The following is an 11,456-nucleotide window of genomic DNA, read 5'->3' on the forward strand; positions in this document are numbered from 1 at the left end:
AAAGCAAGTGCACTGCGCCTTTCTAATGGTGGTGTTATTCGTAGAAAGAACAACAAAAGTTATGTAGTTACTTGGCCAACCGGCGAACAAGTGATGATTGATTTTAGAAGATCTGGATCTTTTGATTTTATGAATATTAACGTTGAAGTACCTACGTGTAATGCTGGAGAATATACCGGACTTTTAGGTAATGCCAACGGAAGAAGAAATGACGACCTTGATTTGAGTTCAGGTAGATTAAACGATATAGGTTTCACTGCGAGTGATAGTGATGTGTTTGGAGGTTTAGGAAGAACTCAACGTGAAAAAGAAAGAGAATACTTAAGATATATAGCGCGTGATTATGCATCTGTTTATAGAGTAAATATGGTCACAAGTTTATTTGATTATGGATTGGGTCAAAACACAGCGACGTTTACAGATTTATTATTCCCGCGTCAACATAGATCGGTAAGTGATATTCCTCAGGGAAGAAGAAACAGAGCAAGAAGAAGATGTTTGGAACAAGGTATTGCTCCAGAAAACATGAACGCTTGTATATTCGATGTAGCTTTTGTGAACATAGATCCAGAGCCGCGCAGAAGAATTCCAAGGGCGACAGATGGAGTTGATTTTACACCAACGCCAAATTCAGGTAGAAGACCTTCTAGTACTTTAGGTCCGAACCAAACGCCATCATCAAATACAGGAAGAATTCCAGGAACTAATCCAAATGGGAATGTAGATGGAGAAGTGCAAGGTGGAACAACCTTAACGGGGGGCGAAGCAATCAAGGCACCGGTTAAGTTAGACTCTAGTTTTGGTGGAGATAAGCCACAAACTATAGTACGTCCAGAAAGTGAGGTGCCAACGAGAAATGAAAACCCTCAAAGCATCACCACAGAAAAGAAACCCACGAAGGTAGTTCCAGTTGTTAAACCTGTGGAGGAAACAGTTAAAAAGCCGGTTCCACAGCCAAAACCTGTTGTGAAGCCAGTGCCTCAACCAAAAGAGGTGCGTAAACCGGCAAGGAAAATTACTACACCTCCTAAAACTGCCCCAAAACCAACTCCGACCGTAATTGCGCCGAAGAAGCCAAGGGTAACTCCAAAGCCGAAACCAAGGCCAACAACGCCGAAAGTAGTGCCAAGACCAAAACCCACGCCAAGACCGGCACCTAAACCACGTGCTACACCAAAACCAAGACCGGTGGTGAAACCAGTACCGAAGGTAACCCCAAAAAGAACGCCTACTCCTAAACCAGTGGTTAGGCCGAGTAGGAGATAAGAATATAAAGTAGAAAAGAGTTGCTCAATTGTGGGCAACTCTTTTTTTGTTACATTCGTAACAACTGTACTATTACTCTTTATTATGTCTAAAAAAGCAACTGCGAAGAAGCCAAACCCAATCACGGCTATTCTTAAAAAAGCTACACTCTACTTTTATTTGTTAATCATTTGCGTAAGTTATTTTTCAACTTACCCAGAAACCTATGATGAAAAAATATTCTTAGGAGGTGATAATGCTGCTTATTATTTGTTGGGGAAGGCGATTGCTGACGGAGAAGGATACGTAAATGCGCATTTAGTAAATGGAACGGAGGCCAATCACTTTCCTCCTGGGTATAGTTATGTTATAGGGCAAGTACTTAAAATCACAGATGGAGATATACAAACCATTAAACATCTCAATGGATTCTTTTTCTTATGTGTGCTATTACTGATTTTCTTTATTGCCAGAAAACTTAGTCAGAATGATCATCTTGCCTTTGCTACTTCACTTTTCATCCTCTTCAATATGCATTATTTGATGTATTCAAGTATAGTTATGTCGGAGATGATTTTTGCCTTTTTCTCCCTGCTTACCATATTTGCTTTTCTAGCGCGAAAAGAGGAAGTTCAATTTTATAAATCACCGTGGTATTATTTGGCTATTATCTCGATGATTTTTGCCATTTATATAAGAACCCAAGGTGTAGTCTTTCTAGGTGTTTGGATACTCTGGGGAATCCTTAAAAAGAACTGGATGCCAATGATCATCGGAGTTTCTATTGTTGTTTTGGCTTTATTGCCGTGGCAAATGCGTTCTTCTCGCCTGGGAGGATCGGGCTACCAAAAACAATTAATGATGGTGAACCCTTACAACAAGAGTTTGGGTGAAGTTGACTTCTCTGGATTCTTAACACGTATGGGGAACAATGCCACACGTTATTTAGGAAAAGAAATTCCAAGTTCTATTACTCCAAGGTTTTATGTGAATTATAAAAAGGATGCCACAGGTGTGGTTCCTGGACCTACGGTAGGTGGATATTTACTAGGGAGCTTATACCTTGCTTTGATAATTTTTGGAGCGTGGCGCTTGAAAAAATGGCGTTGGTTTTTACTCTTTTATTTAGGGGGGAATCTGGCTGTATTCTTATGTTGGCCAGATGTATGGTTTGGTGTGCGCTTTATGTTCCCAGTTATTCCTTTGGTGAGTTTCTTGATATTTTATGGACTCTTTGAACTGGTAAATATACTCGTGCAAAAAAGGAGTAAAAATCAAAAACAACTGATTCCTGCAGCAGCGCTTCTTTTGTTGTTGTTGTGTACACTTCATATTGAGCCATATACGAAGTACAAAAATAAAGCGAACAACCCATACCCTTTGAATTGGAGAAACTACATGGATTTGTCTAAGTGGGCCAAAGAAGGATTGCCAGAGGGTAGTGTTGTGGCGTGTAGGAAACCACACTTGTTTGCGATTGAATCGGATAAAAAGGTTTCTTCTTTTAAGTATACTGCTGAACTAGATACGGTCTTAGCTGGGTTAATAGACAAAGGAGTTACACATGTAGTAGTGGAGTCTATTGGGTTTACAGCAACCTTTAAATATTTGTATCCCACTGTACAGAAATACAGAGATAAGTTTAGGATGATACACCGCGTAGATCCTGAGGAGATTTTACGACAAAAAAATCCGGAGGCTTTTAAAGGAAAGAACTCTACAGGTGCCTTTATTTTTGAGTTTAATCCAAACGTGGGATATTTTGGTGAGTTCGATGAGAACAACAAAAGATCTGGATTTGGAAAATTTGTAAGAACAGACGGAACTTTGTTTGAGGGAGAATGGAAGGATGGAATGTTACACGGTGAAGCCATGTTTGTAACTCCCCAGGGCGAAAAATACGAAGGTGAATTTGTGCAAGGTAAAAGGCAGGGAGAATTTAAATTTACAGATTCTACACAAACCGTTTACAATATGGTGTTCCAGCAAGATTCACTTATTTCTAAAACAAAACTTTAAAGCGGTTGAGCTTTTTGTCTTTCACTCTCAAAATACCAGCGATATAAAAGTTTTAAAATTTCCAAGCGTATAAATGGATGCTCAAATTCAAGGGCGTCCAGGTGTTTCATGTAACGGTCAAAGACACCTGAAATATGAATGTTCTCTGAGCTGGTGTAATACAAGTTTAAATCAGACTGTAATGCGTAATAGGGCGTTTGTGTTAAGCGAAGTGAGTCTATTCCGAATGATTCGCTTAAACAGCTTTGTAAATCTTGTGGATTTAACGTTAACAAGGGTGCTTTCGGAGAAATACGAATGGGATAGCTGTCAAAATAGACCTCGCTAGAGAGTTCCTGTAATAAGTTGTAATAAGAGGTATAACTCGCATCCTCAAGTAAATGATAAGTAATTAAGTCTTCTTCGAAAGCAAGTAATGTGTCTGCGGCATTAATACCATAGCCTTCGTAGTAGTTGTTCTGACATATTTCAACAAAGTCGTACACTTCTTCGTGTTCACTTTTACAACTCACTCCTAAGCCCAATATTACAGACAGTATCCAGTACTTCTTCATATTCATTTTTAAAACTTTTTCTTAAGAACGAAAAAGTCCTGGTAAAATTACCAGGACCCTTTCATAAATTTATATTTCATCCTTGGAGTGTTCAATAATTTAGAATCTCCAATTTCAAATTTCAAATCTATAAGTGAATTACTTCGTCGTAAGCAGCTGCAGCAGCTTCCATAACGGCTTCACTCATTGTTGGGTGAGGGTGAACTGTTTTGATCAATTCTTCACCTGTAACTTCTAATTTACGGATAGCAACGATTTCAGCAATCATTTCAGTAACGTTAGCACCGATCATGTGACCACCTAATAACTCACCGTATTTTGCGTCAAATACCAATTTAACGAATCCATCTTTTGCACCAGCAGCACTTGCTTTACCTGAAGCAGAGAATGGGAATTTACCAATCTTTAATTCGTAACCAGCATCTTTAGCTTGTTGTTCTGTCATACCAACAGATGCAACCTCTGGAGAACAGTACGTACATCCTGGGATGTTTCCGTAATCCAATGCTTCTGGGTGGTGACCTGCAATTTTCTCAACACAGATAATTCCTTCAGCAGATGCAACGTGTGCTAATGCTGGACCAGGAATAACGTCTCCGATTGCGTAGTAACCAGGCATGTTTGTTTGGTAGAAATCGTTTACTAAGATTCTTCCCTTATCTGTAACAATTCCTAAATCTTCTAATCCTATGTTTTGAATGTTTGCTTCGATACCAACTGCAGAAAGAACAACATCACACTCGATAGTTTCTTCTCCTTTTTTAGTTTTTACCAATACTTTACATCCATCACCTGAAGTATCAACAGACTCTACAGAAGATCCTGTTTTTACTTTGATACCTTGTTTCTTTAATGATTTCTCTAATTGCTTAGATACGTCTTTATCTTCAACAGGTACAATATTGTCTAAGTATTCTACAACCGTAACTTCTGTTCCGATAGCATTGTAGAAGTAAGCGAACTCAACTCCAATAGCTCCTGAACCAACAACTACTAATTTCTTAGGTTGTTTCTTCAAGGTCATTGCCTCACGGTATCCGATGATTTTTTCACCGTCTTGTTGCAAGTTTGGTAATTGTCTAGAACGTGCTCCAGTAGCGATGATTACACCTTTATCTGCCGTGTACACCTCTTTCTTACCGTCTTCTGCCGTAACTTCAACTTTTTTACCTGCTAATACTTTACCGTTTCCTTTAAGAACATCGATTTTGTTCTTCTTCATCAAAAACTGTATACCGTTACTCATACCATTGGCAACACCTCTAGATCTTTCGATCATTCCGTCGAAGTTTACGCTGCTGTCTTGTACGTTGATACCGTAATCACTCGCATGACTAATGTATTCGAATACGTTGGCACTTTTTAATAAAGCTTTGGTAGGAATACATCCCCAGTTTAAACAGATACCTCCAAGAGATTCACGTTCTACAACTGCTGTTTTTAATCCTAACTGAGAAGCACGGATGGCAGTAACATATCCACCAGGTCCACTTCCTACAACTATAATATCATAATTCATAACCGAATATTCTTAAATTATTTAACGTGTGCGAATTTAAGCAATAATTGGGAAAAGTGAAATGAAAGCAAGGGAAAAGGCTCGTATTAATCTCAGGTGAAAAAAGTGCTTGGAGAAACCCTATTGTTTTTCATAGAACCATGTATAGAAAGGAGTAAAGGGCTTAACATGACCTTAACAGGTTGTTAAAGTTCTTAATATGTTTACAATGAATTCATAATACCACGGTAAAAATTAGGGAAAGTGTCCCCTCTACTTTTGTGCTTGTTGCTAGCAACGAGAAATTAAGTTTTTGTTAGCGCGAGATAAAACCGAAATTATGAATGTAAAGAAATTAAGTGCCTTTGTTGTATTGCTAATTTTTGCTGTTACCTCCTGTAAACGCCAAGAAGTGTTTAATTACCATTATCACAATACAACTTCTTCTGACATAGAGATTGTAGAATATAGAGACAGTATTGGTCCTACTTACTATCATTTGCCTGCTCAAGAGGAGAGCATAGAAAGTTCAGGTACTTTAACGCGAGGTAATGCTGTGTTTAGAATGAACTACGTAGATTCTCTAAAGATGATTTTTAGTGGGGGTAAAACCTTGACTTTTTACAATGTAATTGATGCAGAAGTAGATGTTTTTGGTGAGCAATTACCTTCAACCCAAACTAATAAAGATGTGGATAATAAGGTGTATGGTTATGCGACTGATGGTTTGGGTAATATTTTAAAAGAGGAAAACTGGAAGTTAGAAACTACCTTCGGAGAAACAAGAACGTGCAATTATTATTTTGACATTAGTGATGTTTATTTGCAACATGCCAAATAATATCTGTTTTGGGCAAGGGGCAAACTGAAAAGCTTGTTGCCGCATAAAATTAGGAAGCTAGATCTACAAGAGCGACTTTAACGAAGCTCCTTGTAGGTGTTAAGCTTCCTTTTTTCGTGCAAAATAACTTGTAGGGGCGACCCGGTTTTTGGAGGCACGGAAAAAATGACGCCAATTAATATTGCTGCACTTCACCTTGTTTATGTACGTCTTTACTGAAAAATCTTTTCAGCTGCACTACGATAATAATGCTAACGATGACCAATAAGCTCCACGAACTTAGTTTACCGAAATCTACCATTTGCCAACCTTTGTGTTGGTAGGTGTATTGCCAAGCGCCAAGAAAAGTGGCGATGTTCTCTGCCAACCATAAGAAGAAACCAATGAGGAGAAAAGATAATAACAAAGGCATGCTACGTTGCCGACCATTGGTGGTAAAATGAACCTTGCTTTTTCTGAAAACGAGCAGCAGTAAAGCAACGATATACCACCTTAAATCTTGTATAAAAGCGTTGCTGAAAAAATTGAGGTAAATCGCCAGTCCTACCGGAATTGCGAACCTGTTCTTAGGCCAATTCGTAATTTTAAGGGAAAAATTGTCCCAAGCTCTACATACATAACTTCCTACACTAGAATACATAAATCCACTGTACAGAGGCACGCCCCAAACTTTAAAAAAGGCATCTTCAGGATAGCTCCAGGAACCTGCGTTTACTTTGTGGACTTCCATGATGAACCCCAAGAGGTGAAAGCCCATGATGACCAAGACTTCGCGCTTACTTTCTATGCCCGTAAGTAATAAGGCGACTTGGGCCAGAATGCAGGCGACAAAGAGAAAATCGTACCTGTGCATAAAATTTAACCCGAGCATGTTAGAGAGTGCCAAGACCAGAAAAATATACGCTGGGAAAATGCAACTCAAGGCATTTTTATAGGTGAAAACCGTGAGTTCGCTCAAGAATGCCTTTGTTTTAGAATGACCTTCTTGTAAATAAAATGTAGAGAGGATGTGTTGATGTAGTTTTTTCATGCCATAGAATTGAAACCTAAACTAGCAACTTCATGAAAGTATTGTTTGGAAAGTGTTAAGAAATCGAAATTAACAGTAGACGGACCGTAAGAATTACCTGTTTGGAAAATCACGTTGGAAATCTTAGGAAGCCTATAAAATTTCTATTTTTGAGCTTCAAACAAAAGTGAAGACAATGCATTATCATTTTTCTATTCCAGAAGCACAAACGCAATATATAAATATAGCTGTTGAAATGACCACAGCCGAAGCGCAAACAACTTTGCAATTTCCTACGTGGCGTCCGGGACGTTATGAATTAGGGTATTTTGCTAAAAACGTGCGCTACTTTAAAGTGACCGATGCAGAAGGAAAAGAAATTACGGCTACAAAAACAAGTCATAGCGTTTGGACGGTAGATACTGCAAGTACAGACAAGATTACTGTTAAATACCAATACTACGCTGCCGAGTTAAATGCAGGTTCTACTTTCTTAGACAAGACCCAATTATATGTAAACCCGGTAAACTGTTGTGTGTACAATCCTGCGTTGATGGAGGAGAAGTGTACAGTGACTTTTGAGGTTCCTGAAACATGGCAATTGGCGAGCTCTTTTGATAAGGATGGTGATGTTTACAGTGTAAAGGATGTGCACGAATTGATGGACACACCCTTTATTTGGTCGCCTAACTTGCAGATGCAGACTTATGAAATGGGAGAAACCTTGTTTTACGTTTGGTTTAATGGTGAGGTAAAACCACAATGGGATAAAATCATCAAAGATTTCAAAGCCTTTACAGAGAAACAAATTGAGAAGTTTACTGAATTTCCGGTGAAGGAATATCACTTTATCTTCCAAATTACACCCTATAAATTATACCATGGGGTAGAGCACCAAAAATCTACGGTAATTGCTTTAGGGCCATCTTACGCTGTGTTCGAAGAATTGTACACTGAATTCTTGGGAGTAAGCTCGCATGAGTTGTACCACACGTGGAATGTAAAAGCCATTCGTCCTATAGAGATGATGCCTTACGATTATACCAAAGAGAATTATTCACCTATGGGGTACTTGTGTGAAGGGGTAACCACCTACATGGGAGATTTGTTCTTGATGAAAAGTGGGGTGTTTGACATGGAGCAGTATTTTAAAGAAATGAAGGTACAGTTGCAACGTCATTTTGATAATCATGGAAGATTTAACCACTCTGTAGCAGAATCTAGTTTGGATACGTGGTTGGATGGATATGTACCAGGTGCGCCAGGTAGAAAGGTGTCTATCTATGTAGAAGGATGTTTGATGGCTTTTGTAACGGATGTAATGATACGCCGCCACACCGATAACAAACGCGGATTAGACGAGGTGATGCGTCAATTGTACTTTAATTACGGTGCCAAAGGTATAGGGGTGAGCGAAGCAGATTACAAGGCGATGATAGAAAATGTGGCCGGTGTAAGCTTTGACTGGTTGTTTGATGAATACTTGCATGGAACCAAAGGTTATGAAGCGATTTTATACGATTGTTTTGAGTACTTGGGAATAGAGATGTTGCATGAGCCTTCTAAAAAATACAGCGAAGGTCGTTTAGGGTTTAAAGTCTTGGAAAGCGCAACTTCTTGCGTGCTAAAAGCCATTTACCCAGGCGGACCAGCAGACATGGCCGGAGCGATGTTAGAAGACAACGTGGTTGCGGTAAACAACTGCAAAGTAAATGGTGATTTAGACAAGTGGTTAAACTACTTCGATGATGATATCAAAGTCTTGACCGTTGAAAGAAAAGGTCAGCTCGTAGAATTGACCATGCCAGAAGTTCAGCGTTATTTCTACTCAACTTACGATTTGAAATTAACAGAGAACCCCGATAAAAACCAGAGGTTTGCATTGGATGCGTGGAGCAAGTAAATTTGAAATTGGAGATTGGTCCTTCGGCTCCGCTCAGGAACCTGAATTGGAAATTGAGTTTTATTATAGAGAAAACCGGTGGTAATGCATCGGTTTTTTGATTCGAGGGTTCAAGGGTTTGAAATTCGTGCTATTTTTATCAGAAAAAACGTAATTGAAAAAGCCATACAATAGCGCACTTAAAGTCATTGTAAAGAAGTTAATTCTATATCTTTTAGTTCTAGCTTTTATTTCAATTTTGTTCAATAAACTTGATTTTATAAAAATCGACAGGTTTAGAATGATTTTGGCAACTTCATTCCTTTGTTCTGTTTTATTGAGCTACTCTATCTTCCGGTATTTTAAAAAAATGGAGGACAATCCATATACTCGAACAAAAGAAGTTCGTTCATGGTTAGATTTTCAAAAATTTATAATGCTATTTAGTTTTACCTTACTCTTCTCTTTAGAGATGGATGTTGTCATGAAATTTTCTGGTTCAACAGTATTTGTCAATGAATTTAGTGAACTTAAAGATGATAGACCAAAATATCTTTATTTGAAGGAGTGTGACATCAATAAAGTTGACAAGCATTCTTTTTTCATACGTAGGAATGGAAGGTCAAAGAGCTTAAAAGCTTATTTGTATTTGGTGTCCGAATTTTCATCACAAGATAAAATAGTTAAAATTTTTCAGTGGTCTTTATCTACAGATTTAAGTGATCAACAGGCACATGAGTCAACAGTGGAAATCGAGAAACAATTTGATGAAGAGACTGTGAAAAGACTAATGTCAAAAACGGAATATTATGAAAATATCATAGGAAGTAAGTATGATGACAGCTATAATCGATTTATTGATAACACACCGCTGAAATCTCTGTATGTGATAAGGAGTAGACCTTTTTCTTCAGAAGTTTATTTGAGGTTTTTTTATTTTATTCTTTGCCTCTTGTTTATCTATACCCTTTTCAATGTCTTGATTAGACAAAGGGTTCAATAGTATTGCATTTAACTTCTTATAAAAGAAATTAGATATTTCAAGTTAACAGAGAACCCCGATAAAAACCAGCGGTTTGCTTTGGATGCGTGGTCTAAATAATTCAAAATTTAAGGTTCAAAATTCATCTCTCGGCTCCGCTCGAGAACCTTTTGTTCAAAGATTTAATTAAAATATCATTGAGTTTTGCGCACTATGTTGTTAACACCACACCCTTCCATCTAAACATCTAAACATCTAACGGTCTAAACGTCTAAATGTCTTATAAATCTATTAATTTGGCGTTTAAAGGTAAGTTGATAAAGTAATAATATGACAACATCTCAAAATCAACTCTGGCAAAAATTGGAAGCATTTGAATTGGATGATATTGATTCATCGTTTACATTTTCGGATAGATTAGCTCGAGAAAATGGATGGTCGTTAGAGTATAGTTTAAGAGCCATTCAAGAATATAAGAAATTCATTTTTTTAATTTGCATCGGTAATCGAGCAATGTCTCCATCTGATGAAATAGATCAGGTTTGGCATTTACACCTATTGTATACGCATTCCTATTGGGTAGAAATGTGTAAGGAAACAATTCAAACACAGATTCATCATGGACCTACAAAAGGGATTGAAGAAAGAGGGACGCATAAAGATTTATATCAACAGACCTTATCTTTTTATTATGATGTTTTTGGAAAAGTACCCCCTGAAGACATTTGGCCAAAAAGTGAAATTCGATTTAAATCAATTAACTTTACTCGTGTAAATAAAGATCAGAACTGGATAATACCTAAATTTAAACTATTCAAAAAATGAGTGACCTTTCCAAGCTAAAGCCAGCTGAGACCCTTTTAATAATGAAGGGCGAAAATGCTGCCTTTAAAGACCTAATGAAATATACTTTAATGGACCTTATCCTTAAGCAGGTGCTAGAAATAAAAGAAACAGTGAGGAGAGTGAAAAGAGGGAGAAGGTTTAAGGATAAACGAATAAAGTATGTAGTTAAAGGAAATAATTTTGATAATTATTCACCGAATATTTTTGAAATAATTTATCTCTCAACTTATCAACACACACCTGAAATAAAAATTGTTTTAAGCAAACTAATTAAAGTGGCTTATAGCGCTGCCAAAACAGAAGAAGAGTATAGAAATTGCATACTGGAAACACACCCCTTCCCAAAATCATTTAAAAAAAGTTTTTTCCAAAAATATTTTGGTGGTGTCTCTATAACTGAAGAAGGAAAAGAACGAAAATCTATGATCGATATTCAACTTTCAGAGATTGACAATAAGTTTGATAGCTTACTTAAAGATAATCCGAAAGAGGCACTTTCTCTTTTACTAGAAATAGGTGGGAATATCTTCCTTTTAAAAAATATTGATTTTGAGTTACTCAGAAAAATTGATAAATCAAT

9 protein-coding genes and 1 pseudogene are annotated in these 11,456 nt (G+C 37.5%); 7 read left to right on the top strand and 3 right to left on the bottom strand.

The features are described 5' to 3' along the window. A pseudogene (locus AC22ZQ_RS07970) lies at positions 1 to 1,266 on the top strand (hypothetical protein); the annotation flags it as partial. An 84-nt stretch (positions 1,267 to 1,350) separates the two neighbouring features. Then, the gene (locus tag AC22ZQ_RS07975) at positions 1,351 to 3,264 is read left to right on the top strand and encodes a phospholipid carrier-dependent glycosyltransferase (protein WP_318958253.1); all 1,914 of its coding nucleotides are present in this window, start codon (positions 1,351 to 1,353) and stop codon (positions 3,262 to 3,264) included. Here AC22ZQ_RS07975 and AC22ZQ_RS07980 read toward each other — a convergent pair. Together AC22ZQ_RS07980 and lpdA are read right to left on the bottom strand one after the other, a co-directional pair. Then, on the bottom strand, positions 3,261 to 3,824 hold the full coding sequence (locus AC22ZQ_RS07980) for a hypothetical protein (protein ID WP_318958254.1): 564 nt from the start codon (positions 3,822 to 3,824) through the stop codon (positions 3,261 to 3,263). The two genes, AC22ZQ_RS07975 and AC22ZQ_RS07980, sit on opposite strands and share 4 nt — an antisense overlap. 121 nt (positions 3,825 to 3,945) lie before the next feature. Continuing rightward, on the bottom strand, positions 3,946 to 5,337 hold the full coding sequence (gene lpdA / locus AC22ZQ_RS07985) for a dihydrolipoyl dehydrogenase (protein WP_318958255.1): 1,392 nt from the start codon (positions 5,335 to 5,337) through the stop codon (positions 3,946 to 3,948). A 319-nt stretch (positions 5,338 to 5,656) separates the two neighbouring features. Here lpdA and AC22ZQ_RS07990 point away from each other — a divergent pair, with 319 nt between their 5' ends. Next, positions 5,657 to 6,157, top strand: a complete 501-nt coding sequence (locus AC22ZQ_RS07990; protein ID WP_318958256.1) for a hypothetical protein — start codon at positions 5,657 to 5,659, stop codon at positions 6,155 to 6,157. Positions 6,158 to 6,332: 175 nt separating this feature from the next. Here the strand turns inward: AC22ZQ_RS07990 and AC22ZQ_RS07995 are convergent, their stop codons facing one another. Beyond that, on the bottom strand, positions 6,333 to 7,187 hold the full coding sequence (locus AC22ZQ_RS07995; RefSeq protein WP_318958257.1) for a DUF817 domain-containing protein: 855 nt from the start codon (positions 7,185 to 7,187) through the stop codon (positions 6,333 to 6,335). 175 nt (positions 7,188 to 7,362) lie between these two features. Between AC22ZQ_RS07995 and AC22ZQ_RS08000 the strand changes: the two genes are divergently transcribed. From AC22ZQ_RS08000 to AC22ZQ_RS08015, 4 genes are all read left to right on the top strand, one after another. After that, complete coding sequence (locus tag AC22ZQ_RS08000; protein ID WP_318958258.1) at positions 7,363 to 9,069, top strand: M61 family metallopeptidase; 1,707 nt, start codon at positions 7,363 to 7,365, stop codon at positions 9,067 to 9,069. Between the two features lie 349 nt (positions 9,070 to 9,418). Continuing rightward, complete coding sequence (locus AC22ZQ_RS08005) at positions 9,419 to 10,051, top strand: hypothetical protein (protein ID WP_318958259.1); 633 nt, start codon at positions 9,419 to 9,421, stop codon at positions 10,049 to 10,051. A gap of 309 nt (positions 10,052 to 10,360) precedes the next feature. Further along, on the top strand, positions 10,361 to 10,855 hold the full coding sequence (locus AC22ZQ_RS08010; RefSeq protein ID WP_318958260.1) for a glycine-rich domain-containing protein: 495 nt from the start codon (positions 10,361 to 10,363) through the stop codon (positions 10,853 to 10,855). Beyond that, a partial coding sequence (locus AC22ZQ_RS08015; RefSeq protein WP_318958261.1) for a hypothetical protein occupies positions 10,852 to 11,456 on the top strand: 605 nt, incomplete at its 3' end. The genes AC22ZQ_RS08010 and AC22ZQ_RS08015, both read left to right, overlap by 4 nt.

Source organism: Lishizhenia sp. (assembly GCF_057456495.1).

Bases quoted from the DNA above. Each gene is read 5' to 3' on its own strand.
- AC22ZQ_RS07975 (WP_318958253.1), top strand. From the start codon at position 1,351: ATGTCTAAAAAAGCAACTGCGAAGAAGCCAAACCCAATCACGGCTATT.
- AC22ZQ_RS07980 (WP_318958254.1), bottom strand. From the start codon at position 3,824: ATGAATATGAAGAAGTACTGGATACTGTCTGTAATATTGGGCTTAGGA.
- AC22ZQ_RS08000 (WP_318958258.1), top strand. From the start codon at position 7,363: ATGCATTATCATTTTTCTATTCCAGAAGCACAAACGCAATATATAAAT.
- AC22ZQ_RS08005 (WP_318958259.1), top strand. From the start codon at position 9,419: ATGGAGGACAATCCATATACTCGAACAAAAGAAGTTCGTTCATGGTTA.
- lpdA (WP_318958255.1), bottom strand. From the start codon at position 5,337: ATGAATTATGATATTATAGTTGTAGGAAGTGGACCTGGTGGATATGTT.
- AC22ZQ_RS08010 (WP_318958260.1), top strand. From the start codon at position 10,361: ATGACAACATCTCAAAATCAACTCTGGCAAAAATTGGAAGCATTTGAA.
- AC22ZQ_RS07990 (WP_318958256.1), top strand. From the start codon at position 5,657: ATGAATGTAAAGAAATTAAGTGCCTTTGTTGTATTGCTAATTTTTGCT.
- AC22ZQ_RS07995 (WP_318958257.1), bottom strand. From the start codon at position 7,187: ATGAAAAAACTACATCAACACATCCTCTCTACATTTTATTTACAAGAA.